Source organism: Polyangium mundeleinium (assembly GCF_028369105.1).
Classification (GTDB): domain Bacteria; phylum Myxococcota_A; class Polyangia; order Polyangiales; family Polyangiaceae; genus Polyangium; species Polyangium mundeleinium.
This window is the reverse complement of record NZ_JAQNDO010000001.1, coordinates 13010072-13031091: the sequence shown is the minus strand read 5'-3', so window position 1 is coordinate 13031091 and position 21020 is coordinate 13010072. Positions and strand designations below refer to the sequence as shown.

18 protein-coding genes are annotated in these 21020 nt (G+C 69.1%); 6 read left to right on the top strand and 12 right to left on the bottom strand.

Annotated elements, in window-relative coordinates; genetic code table 11:
• Positions 1–2 precede the first annotated feature (2 nt).
• Positions 3–794, bottom strand: coding sequence for an enoyl-CoA hydratase-related protein (locus POL67_RS51630; RefSeq protein WP_271930271.1), 792 nt, complete (start codon positions 792–794; stop codon positions 3–5).
• A 6-nt stretch (positions 795–800) separates the two neighbouring features.
• On the opposite strand from POL67_RS51630, the gene POL67_RS51625 reads away from it, so the two are divergent.
• The 3 genes from POL67_RS51625 (at position 801) to POL67_RS51615 (ending at position 5843) form a co-directional block, all read left to right on the top strand.
• Complete coding sequence (locus POL67_RS51625) at positions 801–2393, top strand: WD40 repeat domain-containing protein (protein ID WP_271930270.1); 1593 nt, start codon at positions 801–803, stop codon at positions 2391–2393.
• A gap of 80 nt (positions 2394–2473) precedes the next feature.
• On the top strand, positions 2474–4126 hold the full coding sequence (locus POL67_RS51620) for a hypothetical protein (RefSeq protein WP_271930269.1): 1653 nt from the start codon (positions 2474–2476) through the stop codon (positions 4124–4126).
• A 13-nt stretch (positions 4127–4139) separates the two neighbouring features.
• Positions 4140–5843, top strand: coding sequence for a hypothetical protein (locus POL67_RS51615; protein ID WP_271930267.1), 1704 nt, complete (start codon positions 4140–4142; stop codon positions 5841–5843).
• Positions 5844–5852: 9 nt separating this feature from the next.
• Here the strand turns inward: POL67_RS51615 and POL67_RS51610 are convergent, their stop codons facing one another.
• A complete protein-coding gene (locus tag POL67_RS51610; protein WP_271930265.1) occupies positions 5853–6659 on the bottom strand; it encodes an SDR family NAD(P)-dependent oxidoreductase in 807 nt (268 codons plus the stop codon).
• On the bottom strand, positions 6640–9348 hold the full coding sequence (locus POL67_RS51605; protein WP_271930264.1) for a M1 family aminopeptidase: 2709 nt from the start codon (positions 9346–9348) through the stop codon (positions 6640–6642). Before POL67_RS51605 ends, POL67_RS51610 begins: the two co-directional genes overlap by 20 nt.
• Before the next feature lie 81 nt (positions 9349–9429).
• Here POL67_RS51605 and recD2 point away from each other — a divergent pair, with 81 nt between their 5' ends.
• From recD2 to POL67_RS51590, 3 genes are all read left to right on the top strand, one after another.
• The gene (gene recD2 / locus POL67_RS51600; protein WP_271930262.1) at positions 9430–11754 is read left to right on the top strand and encodes an SF1B family DNA helicase RecD2; all 2325 of its coding nucleotides are present in this window, start codon (positions 9430–9432) and stop codon (positions 11752–11754) included.
• 188 nt (positions 11755–11942) lie between these two features.
• A complete protein-coding gene (locus POL67_RS51595; RefSeq protein ID WP_271930260.1) occupies positions 11943–13073 on the top strand; it encodes a tetratricopeptide repeat protein in 1131 nt (376 codons plus the stop codon).
• 176 nt (positions 13074–13249) lie between these two features.
• On the top strand, positions 13250–13693 hold the full coding sequence (locus POL67_RS51590; protein ID WP_271930258.1) for a response regulator: 444 nt from the start codon (positions 13250–13252) through the stop codon (positions 13691–13693).
• On the opposite strand, the gene POL67_RS51585 is transcribed toward POL67_RS51590, so the two are convergent.
• From POL67_RS51585 to POL67_RS51545, 9 genes are all read right to left on the bottom strand, one after another.
• On the bottom strand, positions 13688–14524 hold the full coding sequence (locus tag POL67_RS51585) for an HAD-IIB family hydrolase (protein ID WP_271930255.1): 837 nt from the start codon (positions 14522–14524) through the stop codon (positions 13688–13690). The two genes, POL67_RS51590 and POL67_RS51585, sit on opposite strands and share 6 nt — an antisense overlap.
• Before the next feature lie 122 nt (positions 14525–14646).
• Complete coding sequence (rpmA, locus tag POL67_RS51580; RefSeq protein ID WP_271930252.1) at positions 14647–14901, bottom strand: 50S ribosomal protein L27; 255 nt, start codon at positions 14899–14901, stop codon at positions 14647–14649.
• An 11-nt stretch (positions 14902–14912) separates the two neighbouring features.
• The gene (rplU, locus tag POL67_RS51575; RefSeq protein WP_136933507.1) at positions 14913–15221 is read right to left on the bottom strand and encodes a 50S ribosomal protein L21; all 309 of its coding nucleotides are present in this window, start codon (positions 15219–15221) and stop codon (positions 14913–14915) included.
• A 258-nt stretch (positions 15222–15479) separates the two neighbouring features.
• Entirely contained in the window at positions 15480–15776 is a 297-nt protein-coding gene (gene hxsA4, locus POL67_RS51570) for a His-Xaa-Ser repeat protein HxsA4 (RefSeq protein ID WP_136933506.1), read from the bottom strand.
• 51 nt (positions 15777–15827) lie between these two features.
• Complete coding sequence (hxsB, locus tag POL67_RS51565; protein WP_271930248.1) at positions 15828–17342, bottom strand: His-Xaa-Ser system radical SAM maturase HxsB; 1515 nt, start codon at positions 17340–17342, stop codon at positions 15828–15830.
• A complete protein-coding gene (locus tag POL67_RS51560) occupies positions 17339–17581 on the bottom strand; it encodes an HxsD-like protein (RefSeq protein ID WP_271930245.1) in 243 nt (80 codons plus the stop codon). The genes hxsB and POL67_RS51560 overlap by 4 nt, the downstream gene beginning before the upstream one ends.
• Positions 17578–18060, bottom strand: coding sequence for a His-Xaa-Ser system protein HxsD (hxsD, locus tag POL67_RS51555; RefSeq protein WP_271930243.1), 483 nt, complete (start codon positions 18058–18060; stop codon positions 17578–17580). Before hxsD ends, POL67_RS51560 begins: the two co-directional genes overlap by 4 nt.
• A 56-nt stretch (positions 18061–18116) precedes the next feature.
• Positions 18117–20159, bottom strand: a complete 2043-nt coding sequence (locus POL67_RS51550) for a MopE-related protein (RefSeq protein WP_271930240.1) — start codon at positions 20157–20159, stop codon at positions 18117–18119.
• Between the two features lie 6 nt (positions 20160–20165).
• Positions 20166–21017, bottom strand: coding sequence for a radical SAM protein (locus tag POL67_RS51545; RefSeq protein WP_271930238.1), 852 nt, complete (start codon positions 21015–21017; stop codon positions 20166–20168).
• Positions 21018–21020: the final 3 nt, after the last annotated feature.

The following is a 21020-nucleotide window of genomic DNA, read 5'->3' as shown; positions in this document are numbered from 1 at the left end:
CCCTACACGCCGCGGAAGGCGGGCTTGCGCTTCTCGGCGAACGCGCGCAGCGCTTCCAGCCGATCCTCGCTGCGCAGCGTCTCGTCGTAGTAGACGCGTTCGAGCTCGAGGCCGAGCGCGAGCGGCACCTCGTAGGACGTGTCGATCGCCCGGAGCGCGGCGCTCTGCGCGATCGGCGCGCCGGACGCGATGGGCTCGATCCAGGCGAGCGTGTCGTCGAGGACGTTCGTGCCCTCGGGCGAGACGCGGTTCACGAGGCCCCACGCGAGCGCCTCGGCCGCCCCGAGCTTCCGGCCGAGCAGGATCATCTCCTTGGCGCGCGCCTCCCCCACGACACGCGGGAGCCGCTGCGTGCCTCCTGCGCCTGGAATGATGCCGAGCGTGGTCTCGGGCAACGCGAGCTCGGCGTGCGGCGCCGCGACGCGCAGGTCGCAGATCAGCGCGAGCTCGAGCCCACCGCCGAAGGCGACGCCGTTGATCGCCGCGATCACGGGCTTCTCGCTGCGGTCGAGCACCCCGAGCTCGCTGCGGTAGAGGCCGACCTGCTTGCGCACGTCGTCGGAGCTCATGCCCTGGCGCTCCTTTAGATCGGCGCCCGCGCAAAAGGCCTTGTCGCCGGCGCCGGTGAGCACGATGGCGCGCACCTGGGGGTCGGAGACGAGCTCCTTGCCGAGGCGCCCGAGGGCGTAGAGGGTGTCGCGCGAGAGCGCGTTGCGACGATCGGCGCGGTCGATCACGAGCACGCCGACGGCGCCGCGACGCTCGACTTTCACGGGGGAGGATTGATCGGACATACGCCCGTGCGTAGCGAAGGCGGCGGCGCGCGCAAAGAGGCTCGTCGTTGTGCCATGCTCGCGCGTTACGACATGAAAAGGCAAACGGGTACGGGGCGGCTTGAAAAGCGAAACGGCGCGTGGCTCGGGCTCCTCGGCCTGGTGATGGCGTGTGCGGCGGCGTGCACGCCCGACGCAGGGCCCAGCGTGACGGGCGGCACGGGCGGCACAGGCGGATCCGGCGGCGCAGGCGGATCGGGCGGTATGGCCGGCGCGGGCGGCGAAGATGGCGGACCGGACCCGACGCCGGCGTTCAAGCACGTGTGGAGCAAGAGCTTCGGCGAGACCGATGTGCAGTCGATCCAGGGCGTCGCGACCGATCCGGCGACGGGCGACGTCGTGGCCGTCGGCTCGTTCCGCGGCGTCGTCGACCTCGGCGGAGGACCGCTCGTGAGCGCAGGGGAAAGCGACCTCTTCGTCGCGCGCTTCAGTCCGCTCGGCGAACACCGATGGAGCAAGCGCGTCGGCGACGCCGCGAACCAGGAAGCCACCGCGGTCGCGATCGATGCTGCCGGATCGATCTACGTCGGCGGCGCGATCCAAGGCTCCTCGGACTTCGGCGACGGTCAGCTCCTGACGAGCGCGGGCAGTGACGACGCGTTCGTCGCGAGGCTCGACGCCGAAGGAAACCTCGCATGGGCCAAGCATTTCGGCGACGCAAAAGCCCAGCGCGTCACGCGCATCGTGATCACGCCGTCCGGGCAGATCGTCCTCGGCGGCGCCTTCGCCGGCACGATCAACTTCGGCGGCACGAACCTCGTCTCCGCGGGATTGAACGACGTCTACGTGGCCGAGATCAACGCCGAGGGCGCGCACGTCTTCTCGCGTCGGTTCGGAGGCAATAGCTTCGACGACCTCGGCGGGCTCGCCGTCGACCCCACGGGCTCGCTGCTCGTGACGGGCACGTTCGACACGACGATCGACTTCGGCCCCGTCACGGGCGACGCGCTCACGAGCATCGGCGGCCACGACATCTTCATCGCCAAGCTCTCCGCGAGCGGCACCGGCCTCTGGGCGCATCGCGCGGGCGACGCCGGCACCCAGCGCGGACTCGCGATCGCGGCGGCGCCGAACGGCGACGTGATCGTCGCGGGCGACGCGTCCGGCACGCTGTACCTCGACGGCCCCGTCGTCTACGCGAAGGGCGACCGAGGTCTCTTCCTCGCGCGGTACTCGTCGAGCGGCAGCGCCTTCTGGAGCCAGATGTTCGGCGGCAAATTCTCCGGCTCGTGGGGCGTCTCCGTTCGCGTGGATCCGAGCACGGAGAGCATCGTCACCGCGGGCTTCTTCGACGACGAAGTCGACTTCGGCGGCGGGCCTCTCTCCGCGGCGGGCGGCGTCGACGTGTTCCTCGCGCGGTTCACGATGAGCGGCGCGCACCTCGGCTCGCGCGTGTTCGGCGGTGCGGGCGCCGACGGTGCGCTCGCCCTCGACCTCGGCCCGCAGGGTGATCTCGTGGTCGGCGGCGTGTACGCGGGCTCGATCGACTTCGGCGGCGGCGCGTTCACGACCACGAGCACGCTCGACGCGAGTGGCTTTCTGGCGCGCCTCTCGCCCTGAAGACCGGCCCCACGCGGCTGATCCGAGAGGCTGCATTCCATGGCATGCTCGGATCGATGCTGCGCAGGATCCATAGGGGCTTGGCTTGGTCTCATCGACATCTCGGCGCCGTGCTCGGCGCCGCGTCGATGATCGCCATCGGGGTGGCTGCGTGCACGCCGGAGGCGCGCGACTTCGGCGACACGACGAGCTCGAGCGGGTCGGGCGGCGCGGGTGGCAGCATGGGCTGCGCGCCGAACGAAGAGAGATCCTGCTACACCGGGCCGCCCGGCACCGAGGACATCGGCGCATGCAAGAAGGGCGTCCAGATCTGTCTGCCGAACGGCACGGGCTTCGGCGAGTGCTCCGGTGACGTCCTGCCCCAAGCCGAGAACTGCCTCACGCCCGAGGACGAGGCGTGCAACGGCGACGAGCCGGCCGATTGCCCGCCGCTCGACCACGTGTGGAGCAAGGGCTTCCCCATCCTCGACGATGTCTACATCCGCAGCATCGCCGTCGACCCGAAGACGCTCGACATCGTGATCGCGGGCGAGGTTCGCGGCACGCTCGATCTCGGCGGCGGTCCGCTCGCGAGCACGGGCAGCTCCGACATCCTGCTCGCGAAGTTCAGCGCCGATGGCAAGCACCAGTGGAGCAAGCGCTTCGGCGATGCGTCGTCGCAGACGACCGGCGGCGTGGTGGTCGACGCCTCGGGGATGATCTACCTCGCGGGCTCGGTCTCCGGCGCGATCGACCTCGGAAATGGGACGCTCACGAGCGAGGGCGGTAACGACGCGCTCGTCGCGAAGTTCGACGCGAACGGCGATGTCGTGTGGGCGAAGCTCTTCGGCGACGCGAGCACGCAACGCGCGACGAGCATCGCGCTCACCCAGGCGGGGCAGGTCGTCATCGGCGGCGAGTTCCAGGGCACGATCAACCTCGGCGGCTCGGCGCTCACGGCCCCGATGGATACGGACCTGTTCGTCGCCCGGCTCGACGGATCGGGCTTCCACTCGATGTCACGCCGGTACGGCGGCACGGGCTTCGAGGACCTCATCGGCCTCGCGCTCGACACGAAGGACAACATCGTCCTCACGGGCAACTTCGACGGCACGGTCGATTTCGGCGTCGCCGGCATGTTCACGAGCGCCGGCAGCGACGACGTGTTCACGCTCAAAGTCCAGGGAAACGGAAGCCCCGTCTGGGCCAAGCAGTGGGGCGACACCGCCGATCAGGAGGCGCTCGGCATCGCGATCACGCCGAACGACGAGATCGTCCTCTCGGGGCACATCGCGGGCGTCATCAGCTTCGACGACGGCTCGAAGATCGAAGCCGCGCCCATGGCGACGAACGCGTACCTCGTGAAGCTCGGGGCGGACGGCGCGCTCGCGTGGAGCAAGATCCTCGGCGGACCGAAATCCATCTCCGATTGGGGCATGTGGCTCGGCGTCGCGAAGGGGCGCATCGTGACCGCGGGTTGGTTCAGCGATCAGATCGACTTCGGCGGCGGACCGCTGACCTCGAACATCCAGGTGAGCCCCTTCATCGCGCAGCTCGAGTTCGACGGAACGCACCGGAGCTCGCGCACCTACACGACCGAAATGGCGGCCGGCGTGCTCGCGCTCGGCGTGATGCCGACCGGAGATCCGATCCTCGGAGGCCTGAGCTACGGGCCGATCGATTTCGGCGATGGCCCGCTCACGACGGGCGACACCCAGCAACCGCTCCTGTTCCTCGCGCGCCTCTTGCCCTGAAGGAAATCCTTTCATGTTCGAAGCAATGAAACGCAGGTTTCGGCAAAACTCGGCTCTTTCGCGGAGGCTCGCCGTCGTCGCATGGCTCGGCTTGATGGCGCTCGCGGCGTGCTCGCCGGAGGAGCGTGAATTCGAACCGACGGGCGCGGGTGGCACGGGCGGCGCGGGCGGCAGCGGCGGTGGCATGGTCTGCACGCCCGACGAACAGCGCTCTTGTTACAACGGCCCGCCCGGCACCGAGGACATGGGCACGTGCAAGCCGGGCATCGAGGTTTGCCTGCCGAATGGCACGGGCTTCGGCGAGTGCGGCGGCGCGGTCTTGCCGCAGCCCGAAGACTGCATGACGCCCGAGGACGAAGCGTGCAACGGCGTCGACCCGCTCGAATGCCCGGCGCTCGGAATCGGCTGGCTGCGAACGTACGGCGAGCAGCTCTCCCCGCAGATGATCACGGATATCGCGATCGCCCCCGACGGCAACATCGTGATCGCAGGCGCGTTTGCCGGGACGATCGATCTCGGCGACGGCCCTCTCGCGAGCACGGGCAGCCTCGACATCCTCCTCGCGAAGCTCACGCCGAAAGGCGAGGTCGTCTGGGCCAAGCGCTTCGGCGATGCGGCCCAGCAACAAGCGAACGCCGTCGCCGTCGACAAGGACGGCGCGATCTACGTCGGCGGACGTGTGCTCGGTGCGGTGAACTTCGGCAGCGGCGTCCTGACGAGCGCGGGCACGGGCGACGCGTTCCTCGCGAAGTTCGACGCCGACGGCGGCCCGGTGTGGAGCAAGCTCTTCGGCGACACGGCCTCGCAAGAGGTGCGGGCGATCGCGGTGACCAAGGCGAACCAGGTGATCATCGCGGGCAACTTCGCGGGCACCATCGCGCTCGGAGGAGCGCAGCTCACGTCCGCCGGCGGCAACGACATCTTCCTCGCCAAGTTCGACGAGACCGGCTTCCACGCGGCCTCGCGGCGCATCGGCGGTCAAGGCGTCGACGAATTCCGCGCGATCGCCCTCAACGCCAGCGATCAGGTGGTCATCACCGGCGTCTTCGCCAGCACGCTCGAGCTCATCGCCGGCAACGTCCTCACGAGCAAGGGCGGGCTCGACGTCTTCGCCGCGCAGCTCTCGCCGACCTTCACCCCGATCTGGGCGAACGCCTGGGGCGACGCGACCACGCAGCAAGCGTTCGACGTGGCGATCGCGTCGAACGGCGACGTCTTCCTCACGGGCGCGTTCGAGGGCAAGCTCGACTTCTTCGGGCAGACGATCCAAACGGCCGATGTCGCCTCACGCGCGCTCTACGTGACGCGCATCGCGGGCACCGGCGACAGCGCCGTCTGGGCCAAGGCGATCGGCGACACCACGGCGTTCGTGACGCAGGCCAGCCTCGCGGTGGGCACGGCCGATCAGCTCGCGCTCGCAGGCACGTTCCAGGGCGGCATGGACTTCGGCGGCGGACCCCTCATGGCCGCGGATGCCGGCGACTTGTTTTTCGCGAAGCTCAGCAGCGATGGCACACACGTCGCGTCGAGCGTCCTTCTCAGTGGCGGGGCCAAAGACAACGACGCCACCAACACGGTGCTCGCGCTCGCGCTCCTGCCTGCGGGCGATCTGATCGTCGGTGGCCAGAGCCACGCGCCGTTCTTGATCAACAAGGCGCTCGTGGGCTCGTTCGACGGGAAGGACGGCGACGCGTTCCTCGGGCGCTTCCTGCCCTGATCGACGCGGCTACCGGCCCCCGCGCGCCTTCTTCCCCATCTTCGACAGGAACGGTCGCACGAGCGCCTTCGGCAGCGCGTCCACCGTCATCGCCATCGCCCGCGGCACGACGCCCGGGATCACGCGCGCCTGACCACGCGCGAGCCCCGCGACCGCCTCCTCCGCGCACGTCACCGCGTCCACATACACCGCTTTCGGGAGATCCGGCCGCGCGTCGCTGCCCGCGACCTCCTGGAACTCCGTCGGCACCGGGCCCGGACAGACCACCGTCACCGACACGCCCGTCCCCGCGAGCTCCGCGCGCAGGCCCTCGCTCAGGTGGTTCACGTACGCCTTGCTCGCCGCGTACGTGCTCATCGCGGGCGACGGCAGGATCCCCGCGATCGAACCGACGTTCAGGATCGCGCCCGATCCCCGCGCCACCATCGGCGGCACGAGCCGCGCGAGCAGCATCGTCGTGCTCACGACGTTGAGCTCGAGCATCCGCTCGATCTTCTCCCATTCGCGGTTCTCGAGCAGGCCGTAGTCGCCGAAGCCCGCGTTGTTCACGAGCACGTCGATCACCTCGCCCGCCTGCGCGAGGTCGTCGAGCATCGCACCGAGCGCCTTCCGGTCGAGCAGATCGACCGCACGTACGAGCACGCGGAGGCCCGGACGCGCGGCCACGAGCTCACGCGCGAGCTCGTCGAGCCGCTCGCGGCGGCGCGCGACGAGCACGAGCACGCCCACCTCGCGACCGAGCACGCGCGCGATCTCCCGGCCGATCCCGGCCGAGGCGCCGGTGACGAGCGCCGTTTTACCGCGAAGCTCGTTCATCCTTCTTCCTCTTCTTGCCCTTCTCGCTCGCGTCCTTCTCGGCCTCGTGTTTGTCCGCGTCGCGGCCCTGGTGGACGCCGTTCGGCTTGCTCGCGGCCTCCTTCGGCGTGAGCAGGGCTTCGAGCTTGCCGAGGCGCGCCTTGAGCTCGGCGTGCTCGCCCCGCAGCGCCTCCAGGTCCTCGCGCAGCCGCTCGGCTTCGCGCTTGCCCGCGCCGCCGAGGTCCCGCAAGGCCTCGCGGATCCGGCGGCGCACGCGGCCGTCGAGCTCGCGTTCGAGCTGGCGCGAGAGCGGCCCGCGCGACTTCGTGTCGCCGATGTCGAGCAGCGCGCGCACCACGTCCACCTTGAGGTACGGATCCGCCTGATCGAGCAGGTCCTCCAGCGCCTCGCGCACCTTGCGGTCCGTCGAGAGCTTCGGCAGCGCCATGATCGCGGCGCGCCGGCCGCGCGTGGGGATTCCGTAGCGCGTGCGCGTGAGCACGTGTGCCTGCGCGCGTTCGTCGCGCAGAGCCGCGAGCCCGTCGAGCGCGCCCGCGCGAACCACGTCGGCCCACGAGGGACGATCGAGCACCTCGATCAGCGTATCGAACGCCGCGCTCTGCCGGGTCGCGCCGAGCGCGCGCGCGGCCTCCGCCTCCACGAGGTAACTCGCGTCCCGCAGCGCGAGGCTCTTCAGCGCGTCGGCGGCCTGCGCCTTGCGGAACTTGCCGAGCGCCGCCGCGACCGCGCGTCGCACCTTTGCGTGCCCCGTCCGCGCGTGGGCGAGGAGGTGCGTGAGCGCGTCGTCGCTGCGCACATCGCCGAGCGCCGAGGCCGCCTCCGCTCGCACGCCCCAGAACTCGTCCTCCTTCGCGAGCGAGGCGCCGAGCGCGCGCGTCGTCGCCGGATCGTCGAGCTTGCCCATCAGGCTCGCCGCGAGCAGCCGGCCGCGCGCCGTCGGCGCCCCGGTGAGCTGCGCACGCAGCATGTCGCCCGGGCACTCGACCCGCACGTCACCCACGATCCTGAGCTCCGGATCCACCACGATGAACGCGGGCCGCTTCGGCACGCGAATCGTGAACGTCGCGGTCGCCGACTCCACGCGCCGCACCTCGCGCCGCACCTCGCCGTCGATGGAGATGTCGAGCTCCAGATCGAGCACGAAGACGTGCGTCCCGGCGTCGTCCTTGTCCTTCTCCCGGCCCTCTTTCGCGGCTTGCGCCTGCTTGACCGACACGGTCAGCGCCTCGCCGTCGTGATCGATCTTCACCTCGAGCTCCGGGTGCCCTGCGCGGAACACCCACTGCTCGAAGAAGCGCTCCAGGCTCCTGCCGCTCGCCTCTTCGAGCGCGCGCAGGAGGTCACGCGTCTCCACGATCCCGCGCGCATGCCGCTCCAGGTAGGTCTTGATGCCGCGCCAGAACGCCTCGTCGCCGAGCTCCAGGCGCAGCATGTGCAGGACGCACGCGCCCTTCTCGTAGAGGTGGCGATCGAAGATGTCGATCGGCGCGTCGTAGTCCTGGCACACGATCGGCCGGCGGTAGCGCCCTCCTGCCTCGCCGAGATACGCCGCCACGTCGCCGCGCACGCCGTGCTCGTACTCGTCACGGCCGAGGTAGCCCTCGCGATCGACGTGCTCCATGTACGTGGCAAACCCCTCGTTCAGCCACGCGTGCGACCAGTCACGGCACGTCACGAGGTCGCCGAACCAGTGATGCGCGAGCTCGTGCGCGATGAGGTCGTCGGCCGTCACGTCGATCGTGGCGCGCTCGTCGAGCAGGATGTGCTCGTACATCGTCGTCGCCGTCGTGTTCTCCATCCCGCCGAAGATGAAATCGCTCACGACGATCTGCGAGTACGTCTTCCACGGGTACGCGACGCCCGTGAGCTTGCCGAAGCGGCGCACCATGTCCGGCGTCCGCCGGAACGTCCGCTTGCCCTCGTCGGTTTTTCCTTTGGGCACAAAGTAATGTAGGCGAACGCCGTCCGCCTCGTCGTCGATCCGCTCGAACTCGCCCGCGACGAGCGTGAACAGGTAGCTCGGGTGCGGGTCGTCCATCCGGTAGCGGTAGACGCCGCGCTGCTCCTCGTCCTCGTCGCTCTCGCGCGCGCCGTTCGACAGCGCGAACCAGCCCTCGGGCACCGTCACGCGCAGCGACGTCGACTGCTTGTTGTGCGGCTTGTCGATGCACGGGAAGAAGTGCCGCGCGTCCTCGTCCTGGCACTGCGACCAGACCTGCGCGGGCCGGTCCCGCACGTGCTCGTCCGGCGCGAGGAAGTAGAGCCCACGCCGCGGCGTCGCCGCGTAGCGCACCCGCACCGTCACGCGCGAAGCCGCCTCGGGGATCGACACACGCAGCGTCTGCCCGTCGTACACGTGCGCTGCCGCGGCGAACTTGCCGTCGTCGCCCACGCGCAGCTCGACCGCTTCGAGGTCGAAGCCCACGGCGTCGAGCGAGAGCTCCTTTGCGCGCACGTCGATGCGCGAGACGTCGAGCGTCGCTTCGCCCGCGACCGACTTCTTCGGTACGTCGAGGCGAAGGTCGAGCGCGATGTGCGTGACCTGAAACGGCCGAGGCCGCTCGTAGACGCGCTGCACGCCGGCCAGCGTGAACGGGCGCCCGGAGGCAGCGGAGGCGGACGAGTGGGCGTAGGACGAAAGCGCAGATCCGCACGCGCAGCGGTCGTGGAGGCGGTGCTCGAGGCTCATCGGGCGGCGAGTCTTACCCAACAAACCCGCCGAGCAAAGCCCCTCGCCGCGGGAAAACCGCGCTAGCCTCGCCCCGCGCCCATGAACCGCCGCGGACGCACGCCTCTGCTTGCCGGGGGGACGGGTCGAAAAGGCCCGGCCGGGGCCGCGTCACGCCCGCGATCCGGGCCCCAGGGTCCCGCGCAGCACACGCTTTTCACGGCGCAGAAGGCGGCCCCCGCGAAGGACGGCACCCTCACCCTCGAAGGCGAGGTCGTGCGTGTCACCTACGAGAACGACCAGACGGGCTTCCGGGTCGTGAAGGTCGCGATCGACGGCCACGAGGCCCCTCTGCCTTGGGTCGGCCGCTTCCAGCCCGTCGCCCCCGGCACACGCGTCCGAGCGACCGGACGCTACGAACGCGATGGCCGCCACGGCGACCAGCTCCGCGTCGAAACCCTGCTGGAGATCGCGCCCTCGACCTTGCAGGGCCTCGAAAAATACCTCGGCTCGGGCATGGTCGCCGGCGTCGGTCCGGTGTTCGCGAAGCGGATCGTCGAGACGCTCGGCGTGGACGCGCTGCGTGTGCTCGACGAGGAGCCCGAGCGCCTCGCCGAGGTGCCGGGGCTCGGATCACGACGCGCCGAGGCCGTGGCCAAGGCCTGGGCGTCGCAGCGCGTCATCCGCGACATCATGATCTTCCTCCAGCAGCACGGCGCCTCCGCCGCGCTGGCGACGCGCATCTACAAGCGCTTCGGCGCCTCCGCGATCGAGATCGTGAAGCGCTCGCCCTACCGGCTCGCACTCGAAGTCTGGGGCGTCGGGTTCAAGACCGCCGACCAGATCGCGCGCGCCGTCGGCGTTTCGCCAGACGCACCCGAGCGCGCGCAGGCCGGCGTGCTGCAAATGCTGAGCGACCTCGCGGGCAAGGGGCACGTGTACGCCGAGCGAAACGCGCTCGTCGCGGCCGCCGCGCTCATGCTCGAACGCGAGGAGGAAGGCGTGAATCGCGCCGTCGACGCGCTCGCGCTCTCGGGCCGCGCGCGGGTCGAAACCCTCCCCTCGGGCGAGGTCGCCGTCTACGAATCGTCGCTCTACGAAGCGGAAGCACGCCTCGCCGAGCGCCTCCTCGCGCTCCTCCGCGCGCCCGGCCGTCCCCTCTCGGGCCGCCGCGGCGAACCTCCGGAGGCCGTCGCCCAGGCCGCGATCGAGAGCTTCGAGGCCCGTACGCGTGTCGCCCTCGCGCCCGCGCAACGCGACGCGATCGAGCAAGCCGCGCGGAGCAAGATCCTCGTCATCACGGGCGGACCCGGCGTCGGAAAAACCACGATCGTCCGGGCGATCCTCGCGCTCTTCGACCTCGCGGGCCACACGGTGCGCCTCGCCGCACCCACGGGCCGCGCCGCCAAACGCATGAGCGAGGCGACGGGGCGCGAGGCCGTCACGCTCCACCGCATGCTCGAGTTCGACCCGAAGGAGCGCGGCTTCCTCCGCAAGAAGGGCCGCGCGCTCGAGGCCGACGTGCTCATCGTGGACGAGGCCTCGATGATCGATCTGCCGCTCTGCGACGCGCTCACGCAGGCCACCTCCGACGAAGCGCGGCTCGTGCTCGTCGGCGACGTCGATCAGCTCCCGTCCGTCGGCCCGGGTGCGGTCCTGCGCGACGTCATCGCCTCGGGCGCCATCCCTACGGTGCGCCTCTCGCAGATCTTCCGGCAGGCCGAGGGCAGCCTCATCGTACAGAACGCGCACCGCATCCACGACGGCGAAAAACCCGAGGGCGCGACCGACAAACGCGGCGAATTCTTTGTCTTCCAACGAAAGGACCCCGAGGAGGCCGCCGCCACGATCCACGAGCTCGTCACCGAGCGCATCCCGCGTGGTTTCGGCCTGCACCCTGTCCGCGATGTGCAGGTCCTTTCCCCGATGAACAAGGGCCCCGTCGGCACGATCACGCTGAACGAAACGCTCCAGCGAACGCTCAATCCCGACGGCCCCTCGGTCACGCGCGGCGGCAAGGTCTTCCGCCTCGGCGACAAGGTCATGCAGCTCAAGAACGACTACGACCGCGAGGTCTACAACGGCGACGTCGGCCTCGTCCGCGCGATCGACGCCGAGGCCGGGACACTCACGGTCACGTTCGACGGCCGAGACGTCGCCTACGAAGAAAGCGACCTCGACGAGCTCGTGCTCGCGTACGCGACGAGCATCCACAAGAGCCAAGGCAGCGAGTATCCGGCCGTGGTGATCACGCTGCTCTCGCAGCATTTCGTGATGCTCTCGCGGAACCTGCTCTACACGGCCGTCACGCGCGGAAAGCGGCTCGTCGTGCTCGTCACGGACGGGCGAGCGCTCAACCTCGCGCTCTCCGAGACGCGGCGCGAGGAGCGGCAGACCGGCCTCGCGTATCGACTCCGCCGCGGCTGACTTGTTGGTATCGACGTGAGCGAAAAGCCTCGGATCCGTGGGGGCCGTTGCTCTGATGGGGGCATCCTGCTAGCCTGCCCGCCCCTCGTAACCAACGACATTTCTTTCCCGTTCGACGCGTACAAGAGCGCCGTCGAGCGGCGACCGCGGGCGCAAGGCGCGCCTCGCGTTTCCCGGGTGGAGCGACCATGGCGCAGAACGGACAGCAGGGTGGAGTGGCGGCGGGACTTCAGATCACGGGCGGCGCGGCCATCATCGCGCCCGTCAGCGCATTTCCCAACGGAGTGCCTGGCAACGCTCTCATCGTGATTCCCATCTCGAAGGTCGACGACGACACCAAGGCCATGCTCGACCAGGGCCCGTCGCTCGTGACGCCCGAGCAGATGTGGAAGCTGCTCGGCTTCAACGGCCCCGCGGTGCAGGTGCAGGACGACCAGGGTCGCCCGATCGCGATCGGTCTCGAAGACCTGCTCGCCGGCCTGGAGAAGCACTGGCAGGAGCAGCCCGACGACCTCAACCGCGCGCGCATCTACGCTCAGGAGCTCCTCAAGTACAACCGCCTGCAGCGCGCCGAGCAGGTCCTCTCGAAGGTCGTGGCGAAGGGCGGCACGGGCGACGACTGGCTCGCGCTCGGCATCGCGCAGCTCCAGCAGGAGAAGCTCGACAAGGCCGAAGGCACGCTGAAGGGCGCGCAGAACCTCCTCAAGGACAACCCCTACCCCTCGCTGCACCTCGCCAAGGTCTTCCAGCTCAAGAAGGAAGCCGACAAGGAGCGCGAGTTCGTCGACAAGGCGATCAGCATCAGCATCGGCTGCATCGACGCGTGGGCCTACCTCTACCAGCACCTCAAGCAGAACGGCGACGAGGACAAGGCCATCGCCGAGATCGAGAAGATGGCCGCCGACAAGAAGAGCGCCGCGCCGTACATCGCGCTCCAGGGCTTCTTCGCCAACGACGACGCGACCCGTGATCGCGCCGTCACCTACGCCAAGAAGGGCGTCGAGATCGCGCCCGACGATCCGCTCGCGCTGCTCTGCCTCTCGGCGCTCTACGGCCAGAAGGGCGACCTCGAGGCCGTGATCCGGCTCCTCCAGCCGCACGAGGCGAAGATGAGCCGCGACGTGCGCATCGCGAACAACTACTTCGAGGCCCTCTTCCAGTCGCGCCAGATCGAGAAGGTCACGAAGCTGCTCAACGCCCTCGCGGGTTCGCCCAACAAGGAGGTCAAGCAGTTCGCCATCGAGCGCTCGCGCATGGTCGCGCAGTTCCTCCAGCAGCAGCAGCAGCAGCTCGCCGCCGCCCAGCAGCAGCGCAAGTAACAGCGCGACACACGCCCGCGCTCGGGGGCTCCGCGACACGCGTCGAGCCCCCGGGCAAACCCCCCAAATCCTCGCACTGACGACCACGGACGGAGCGTGATCCGTCCCCCCAGCATTTTCGTGCCGGTCGTCTTTCACATTTGGAAGCATGCAGAAACCCGGGTAATCTCCGGATCATGCGCACGTGGCGACCGCGTCCCCCCGTCGTGCTCGTGGTCGATGACGACCCCGACATCTTGAGGCTCCTGGGGATGTGCCTGGAAGCCGAGGGGTGTGAGGTGCGCGAGACGATGTCCCCCGCGGCGGCGCTCGAGCGACTCGACCGCGTCGACGTCGTCGTCGTCGACCAGCGCATGCCCGAGATGAGCGGCACCGACTTCATCGAGGCCGCGCGCTCGCGCGGCTACGACTGCCGCTTCCTCGTGATCTCGGGCAAACGCGGCGCGCGCGCCGAGGCCGCGCAGGCCGGCGCCGAAGGGTTCCTCGCCAAGCCCATCGGCATGCGTGATCTCATCGGCGAGGTCGAACGGCTCTTCTACCTCGGCTTCGCGCCCCCTTCGCACGTGGGCACGCCGCGCGCGCCTATCTCCAGCGCGCCCTCGTCGAAGAGCTCGTCATAACGTCCCCCAGGCCCGCTCGATCGCCTCTGCGACGCCCGCGTCATCCGCGCTCCACGCGGAGAGCTCTTCGGTCGCGTGTTCCTTCACGAACGACGGCGCGCTGCCCATCGCGAACGATCGCCCCGCGACCTGGAACATCGGCACGTCGTTGAGCCAATCGCCCACCACGACGACCTCGTCCACCGTGCAGCCGTGGTAGTCCGCGAGCCACGCGATCGCCGTGCCCTTCGTCGGCCCGGCCGCGCGCACCACCATCGCGTGTGTGTCGGCCGTGCGCGTCACCGCGAACCGGACGACGAACGCCGCGCCGCCGAGCTCGCCTTCGAGCTCCTCCGCAGCCGCGTGCACGCTGTCCTTCGAGCCGATCGCCACGACTGCGAGCAGCCCCCGCTCGTGCTCCCAGTACGGGTGTGATGTGACGCGCTCGACGACCGTCACCCGCGGCGACCACGTGCGCACGTAGCTGCTCCACGGCGCACCCGCGGCGTCGTGCACGATGCTGTCGTGCGCGAACACGAAGCTCGCGGTCCGATGCCGCTCGAGCACGCGCCGAAGCTGCGCTGCATGATCCCCCGTGAGCGAGGCGTGGTAGTGCTCGCGATCGTCACGCGCGTCGACGATGTGGCTCCCGTCCACGCAGGCGATCGGCCCCTGGATCCGCGCCGCCACGGCAGCCTCGCGCGAGCCCGAGTAGAGCCGGCCCGTGCAGATCGTCACGGCCACGCCGCCGCTCTGCAGGCGCTCAATCGCCCAACGATCGCGCTCGTGGAGCGAGCCGTCGTGACGGAGCAGGGTGCCATCGAGATCGAGGGCCAGGAGCTTGTACGTCATCGCCGCGGTTCGTCCTCGCCGCAGAGCGCGCGTGATAGGTTGGGCCTCAAATGGACGACGGGCGATCGACGGGTTTTCCCCGCCGCATCGCCCGACTCGTCTCGATCACGAACGCCGCAGACTCAGGCCGGATAGACCGAGACCTGCTTCTTCGTGTTCGACTTCCACTCGTACTTCACGACGCCCTCCACGAGGGCGAAGAGCGTGAAGTCCTTGCCAGTGCCGACGTTCTTGCCGGCGTGGATCGACGAACCAACCTGCCGCACGAGGATGCTGCCCGCCGGGACCTCGGTCCCCGCGTACACCTTCACGCCGCGCTTTTGTGCGCTCGAATCGCGCCCGTTCCGGGACGAGCCGCCGCCTTTTTTATGAGCCATGCCGGTTTCTCCTAGGCGCTGATGCCGGTGATCTTGAGCTCGGTGTACGGCTGCCGGTGCCCCGTCTTGCGGCGGTAGTTCTTCCGACGCCGGAACTTGAAGATCACGACCTTCTTGCCGCGATCCTGCGCATTGATCTGCGCCTCGACCTTTGCACCCGCAACGAGCGGCTGGCCGATCTTGGTGGCCTCGCCGCCGACGAGCAGGACTTCGTTGAACGTAACCTTGTCGCCAGCGTTGCCGCTCAGCTTCTCGACGCGCAGCACCTGGCCTTCGCTGACCCTGTACTGCTTGCCGCCCGTCTTGATGACCGCGTACATGTTCGTGCCCTCGACGCCCTCGACATTTGCTTCACCGACGTACTCCGTCGGGAAACAAGGGAGCGGAAGTATACGGACGCGCGTCCGTTCCGCAAGCTGATCAAATGCGCCGCCGTCCCTTTGGATCCAGAGCCTCTACGAGAGGCCGATCCGAGCAGGCTGGAAACGCGTGAGAACAAGGCGATAGGGCGGACGAACGGGGCCGTTTCGCCCGCCGGGCGAGGAGTAACTGGGGCTGTGGGCGCGCCGGGGGACGGTCTACCAGCTGCCGTGGCTGCCGTGCGAGCCGTGGCTGCCGTGCGAGCCGTGGCTGCCGTGCGAGCCGTGGCTGCCGTGCGAGCCGTGGCTGCCGTGCGAGCCGTGGCTGCCGTGCGAGCCGTGGCTGCCGTGCGAGCAATGCTGCGCCGGGATCACACCACCCGCGTCATCGCCGATCACGCCGGCGCGATCCGCCTCTTCGCTCGCCTTCGCGCCGACCTCGCTCTCCGTCTTGGAGAGCATGCCACCCGGCTTGCGGGAGAAGCTCGGCAGCCCACCTGTTCCATTGTTCGCCATCGTGGCCTCCCTGATCCCAAGTCCCGTCGCGCCCGCGTCGATCGTTTGCCCTCAAGATGCCGACGACGCGTGGATGAAATGCGTTCGCGCCCGGACCGTGGTCCAGCGCCGGAGGATCTCGACCGTCTTCGGGTCGTTCTCGCGCAGTTTGTCGAAGAGAAAATCCTGGATGCCCTTGTGGACGGCGCACAAGGTGCTCTCACGCATCCTACCGAAGATCGTGCCCTGCGTCCGGTAGCTGTGCTCGGGCTGCACCCCGCAGTAGGGCGTGTACGTGCAGTTCACGCAGTCGGGCTGCGCCTCACGGATCGACGCCATCACCAGCGCGCGCACCGTCTCGTGCTTCATGAGCGAGCGATACGACGAGGTGAACACGTCGCCGATCTGGAACGCAGGATCGCCGGTCTCGTACATCATCCGGCCCTCGTCGCTGGAGAAGATCTTCCCGTCGTAGTTGTAGGCGAGAGCGCCGATCCCCGAGCCGCTCGGCGAGCGGATGTCGAGGAAGTTCGGATCATCGTCGCCGAGGATCTTCGTGAGGAAGATCGAGCCGTACCGCTCGAGGACCTGCTCGCCGCGCCGGTTCAGATCGAGGATGTGCTCGACCGCGGTGCGGTAGAAGTCGTTGTACGCGGCGCGGTCGTACTCGACGATCTGCGCGGTCTTGCCCGCGAAGCCGAAGGGATCGACGGGCCGGAGGAAGATCGCGCGGCAGCCGAGGCCGACGTACGTGTCGACGATCTCCTTCGGGTACTTGAGCGCCTCGCGTGTCGTCGTGAGCAGCGCTTCGACATGGTAGAGCGTCGGGTCGAGGCCGATGTCGATGTAGGCCTTGTTGATGCGCTCGATCCACTTCACGGCCTCGCGGTGCGCGTTGCCGCCCGCGAGGATGCGCTGCTTCGTGTGCAGGTGCTCCGGGCCGTCGATGCTCGTGCAGATCTGAACCTTGCGATCGACGAGGAAGGCGAGCTTCTCCGCGTCCATCATGGCCAGGTTCGAGACCATCGTGAACTCGAGCCCCTTGCCGTAGGCGCGGTTCCGCGCGAGCGCGTACTCGATGACGTGCTTCATCACCGGGAAGTTCGCGAGCGGCTCACCGCCCTGGAACTCCAGCGTCACCGAGGGCGACGTCGACTGGAGCATCAGGTCCACGACCTTCTCGCCGATCTCCGGCGTCATGTCGGTGTGGACCGCGTCCATGTTCGCGCGGCTCGCGTGGCAGTAGACGCACGTCTCGTTGCAGCGGAGCGTGACGACCGCGATGTGCAGGTTCGGCCCCCAGTTGAGGAACCGCTTCTTGTACGCGATGCGCTCGGCGGCCTTCGCCTGATCGAACCCCTCGCGGAGGAAGTTCCGCGACGCGAGTTTGTCGTGGAGCGGCGAGGCGGAATCGAGCTCGCCACGCGCGAGCGCGCGGAACTCGTCCTGCGTGACGAAGAGCCAGTCGCCGAGGAAGTTGGTGAGCAAAATATCTCCGCTCACCTCGCGGAACCGGAACGGCACGAGGCCCGTCGGCGCCTTCGCCGTGGAGCCGAGCTCGGTGAAGAGCGTCGAGAGGCCCGTCACGCCGCACCCCCTGCCCGCGCGCGTTCGATCGTGAGGCCGAGCGCGTAGTTCGCGAGCTCCGCGGAGAGCACGCGCTCGTCGATGCCTTCGCTCGTGGCCTCGGGCTTCGCCGTCACCTTCACGACGTACGCGCCGCCATCCCGCGAGAGCTCCGCCGTCGCGTACGCCGCGTACGTCTTGACGGCCTCGTCGATCGCGAAGCCGTCGTAGAGCTCTTCATGAAACCTGAGCTCGATCACGACGCCTTCTCGCCCCCCGAGGCGTCGCCCGACGCGCCTTCCGCCTCGGCCTTCGCGCCTTCGCCCTTGCCCTTCTTCTTGTACTTCTCCTCCCAGCTCATCGCGATGCCGAGCGGATCCTCGAAGGCCGTCTCCTCGCCGATGTCCATCGCGAGCAGCTCGTCGAGCCCAGGCGGTCCCGCGGCACCGCCGAGCGCGCGCGCCGTGATCGACTCGACGAGCTTCTTGTTCTCGTCGACGATCCGCAGGCGCCACGCCTGCCCGAGCAGCTCGTTCTGGAACTCGCCCGCGTAGACCTGCGTGTCAGCGCCCGGCTTCTTCGACTTGAGCGTCACCTGGATGCGACGATCCCCCGCACGATCGAGGTGCACCCAGCAGCGATCGATGAAGACGTACGCCGCTCCATAGATCGCATCCTTGGGGTACAGGCCCTCGTCGAACTCGATCCGGACCGAGCCCTCTCCCAAGTGAAACGACATGTCGCTCATTCGCCCTTCGCTCCCCATGACGTACCGTGAGGTGCGTCCCGCACGCCTCACGGGTTCGTGGCGGTCACGGTATACTGATCGCAGGTCGGCGGCGTACCGTTCTTGCGATACACGCGAACCTTGACAGACACGATCTTCGGGTTGCTGTCGGACCAGGGGCCTGTGGGACTGCCGCTCATGTTGTACTGATAATTCAGCTCCCACACGGTGGCCCCCGACCCCGTGCCGCCGTCGTTGCAGGTCGCGACGGTGTTGCAGTCGAAGAGCACGTCCATCCCGTACTGACCACCGGAGTCGTTCACGAGCTGGACCTTCGGCGTGTACGCCTGGCCAAGCCCCGCCGGCGCGACGAAGTTGAACGTGAGCCAGTCGCTCGTATTCGCGGTCTCGACCTTGCCGATCATGTTCACCGTGCCGCCCTTCGGCACGCTGACCGCACCCGCGCTCACGCACTGGTTCGCGTACTGATCCGTCGCGCACTCGCAGCCGTTGCCCGGCGCGCCGTCGATGTTCGCGTAGCCGACGTTGCACTGCACGATCTGGCACTGGCCCGCGGTGCACGACCAACCCGAGACGAACTGCGCATTCGGGTTCTGCGCGGTGCACGCCGGGTTCGGCTGCATCTCGTCCGCCTGCCCGTTGCAGTTGTTGTCCTTGGAGTCGCAGATCTCGGTCTGCGACCCAGGCGTGACCTGCGGGTTGCACGACGAGCTGCCGCCCACGCAGACCGTGGTGCCCGTCGAGCAAACGCCGGGGAACGCCGTGTTGCAGGGCAGCCCGTTCACGAGGGCCGGATCGTCGATCGTGCCGTTGCAGTCGTCGTCCTTGCCGTTGCACGTCTCCTGGACCGTGCCGGGCAAGGGCGCGTTGCAAAGGAGCTGCGACGCGCCCGCGGGGCACTCGAAGGTGCCGAACTGGCAGACGCCGAGCTGACCCGGCTTCGTACACGCCATGCCGACTTGCGGGATGGCGTCGTCGACCATGCCGTCGCAGTCGTCGTCGAGGTTGTTGCACGCCTCGGAGAGCTGGCCGGGGACGACGTTCGGCATGCACGTCACGCCGTTCGCGCCGTCGCACTTGGTCAAACCCGTGCTGCACAGGCCCAAGAAGCCCGTCATGCACTGCATGCCGCCGCCGGGGTTGCCCTCGTCGGTGTTGCCGTCGCAGTTGTTGTCGAGGCCGTCGCAGATCTCGGGCTGCACGGGCGCGGGCGAGCACTTCACCGCGCCGTTGATGCAGTTCAGCGTGCCCTTCTTGCACTCGCCGAGGCCCGGCGCGACGCACGCATCGCCTCCGCCCGGATTGCCCTCGTCGATCGTGCCGTCACAGCTATCGTCGAGACCGTTGCAGATCTCGGGAGCCGGCGTGGTGTCACCCAGGCACGGGCCCCACTTCCCGTTCGCGTCACACGTCTGCGAGCCAGGCTTGCAGAGTCCGGTGTTCTGCGTGCCCTGCGGGCCCGTGTAGCAGCCCTTCGTCGCGCCCGTGACGCAGTCACACTCTCCTTCGTCGACCTCGGTGTCGCAGTCGTCGTCGAAGCCGTTGCAAGCCTCGACCGCGGCCGGGACGACCTCATCCGTGCACGGGCCCCACTTGCCGGACGCGTCGCACGTCCTCTGGCCTTCCTTGCACACGCCAACGCCCTTCGTGCCGTCGGGGCCCGTGTAACAGGCCTCCTTCACGCCGGTCACGCAGTCGCAGCCCTCGTCGGTGACGCCGTCGCAGTTGTTGTCGACGCCGTCGCAGACCTCGGTCTGCGGGACGCACATCTGGCCGCCCGCGCCGCCCGTGCCGCCCATGCCACCCGCGCCACCGACACCACCGACACCACCGACGCCGCCCGTGCCGCCGACGCCGCCCGTGCCGCCGACGCCGCCCGTGCCTCCGTCGCCGCCCGTGCCGCCCTCGCCGCCCCTTCCACCAGAGCCGCTCGAGCTCGAGCTCGTCAGGCTGCCACCCGACGTCACGCTCCCGCCCTCGGCGCACGACGATGCGGCGGCTCCGCCGATCACCGTCAGAAGCGCCGCAATGGCGACCCGTCGCACCTGCTTGCCCCGCTGCTCGTCACTGGCTTTGACGTTGCTCGCCATTGTCACTCACCGCTCCCAAGCAATGCTTCGGTTGACGCTCGGTGGTTTCGCTCGGACGAGCCGAGACGTGTCCACGAAGTTCTTGTCCGAGGCCGTGACCTCGACGCCGGGCGAAGTCCTCGACGAACCCAGCCCCTCCGCCGGCACGATCTCCGCCTCGCCGAGGCCCGCGAAGAGATCGCGCACCTCCGCATGACTCGCCCTCTCGCTCGCGAGCCAGCCCATCCCGAGCCTCGATGCCTCCGCCAGCGCACGCGTGAGCTGCGGACGCACGAGCTCCTCCGGCGCGACGATCCGATCCGCCGCGCGCGCCGCGCGGCCCAAACGAGACGCCCTCGCGAGGTACACCGCGCGGGCCCCGAGCGCGCGCGAGAGCTGCACGATCTCCGCGAGGTGACGGTAGTTCGACCGCGTGATCACCGTGGTCGTCCCGACCTCGATCCCCTCGGCGCGCGCATGCCGCACGCCGAGCGCGGTCTGCTTGAAGCTGCCCGGCGTCTGCGTGTGGTAGTCGTGCATCGGCTCGGTCGCGCCGTGGAGCGAGACGTCGAGCGAGAGCTTGCTCGAAGCCTCGCGCAGGGCGCGTGCATACGCGCGATACGCGAGGCGACGGCCGTTCGTCTGCACCACGATGCGGCGCGCGCCGCGCGCGTCGAGAGCGCGAATCACCGCGGGCAGATCGTCCGTGAGCGTCGGCTCGCCGCCCTGCACGAACACGACGTCGCCCTGCTCGACGCGCAGGCGCGCCGCGAGATCCATCCCCTCGGCCTCGCGTTCGTGCGAGGCGGACCGCTCCCCTTGCGCGCAGAAGACGCACGCATTGTTGCAGGTCCAAGCGAGGGAGAGGACCGTCGCCATGTG

Bases quoted from the DNA above. Each gene is read 5' to 3' on its own strand.
- rplU (WP_136933507.1), bottom strand. From the start codon at position 15,221: ATGTACGCGGTCATCAAGACGGGCGGCAAGCAGTACAGGGTCAGCGAA.
- POL67_RS51605 (WP_271930264.1), bottom strand. From the start codon at position 9,348: ATGAGCCTCGAGCACCGCCTCCACGACCGCTGCGCGTGCGGATCTGCG.
- recD2 (WP_271930262.1), top strand. From the start codon at position 9,430: ATGAACCGCCGCGGACGCACGCCTCTGCTTGCCGGGGGGACGGGTCGA.
- POL67_RS51590 (WP_271930258.1), top strand. From the start codon at position 13,250: ATGCGCACGTGGCGACCGCGTCCCCCCGTCGTGCTCGTGGTCGATGAC.
- POL67_RS51595 (WP_271930260.1), top strand. From the start codon at position 11,943: ATGGCGCAGAACGGACAGCAGGGTGGAGTGGCGGCGGGACTTCAGATC.
- POL67_RS51585 (WP_271930255.1), bottom strand. From the start codon at position 14,524: ATGACGTACAAGCTCCTGGCCCTCGATCTCGATGGCACCCTGCTCCGT.
- POL67_RS51610 (WP_271930265.1), bottom strand. From the start codon at position 6,659: ATGAACGAGCTTCGCGGTAAAACGGCGCTCGTCACCGGCGCCTCGGCC.
- POL67_RS51615 (WP_271930267.1), top strand. From the start codon at position 4,140: ATGTTCGAAGCAATGAAACGCAGGTTTCGGCAAAACTCGGCTCTTTCG.
- hxsD (WP_271930243.1), bottom strand. From the start codon at position 18,060: ATGTCGTTTCACTTGGGAGAGGGCTCGGTCCGGATCGAGTTCGACGAG.
- rpmA (WP_271930252.1), bottom strand. From the start codon at position 14,901: ATGGCTCATAAAAAAGGCGGCGGCTCGTCCCGGAACGGGCGCGATTCG.
- hxsA4 (WP_136933506.1), bottom strand. From the start codon at position 15,776: ATGGCGAACAATGGAACAGGTGGGCTGCCGAGCTTCTCCCGCAAGCCG.
- POL67_RS51630 (WP_271930271.1), bottom strand. From the start codon at position 794: ATGTCCGATCAATCCTCCCCCGTGAAAGTCGAGCGTCGCGGCGCCGTC.
- POL67_RS51550 (WP_271930240.1), bottom strand. From the start codon at position 20,159: ATGGCGAGCAACGTCAAAGCCAGTGACGAGCAGCGGGGCAAGCAGGTG.
- POL67_RS51545 (WP_271930238.1), bottom strand. From the start codon at position 21,017: ATGGCGACGGTCCTCTCCCTCGCTTGGACCTGCAACAATGCGTGCGTC.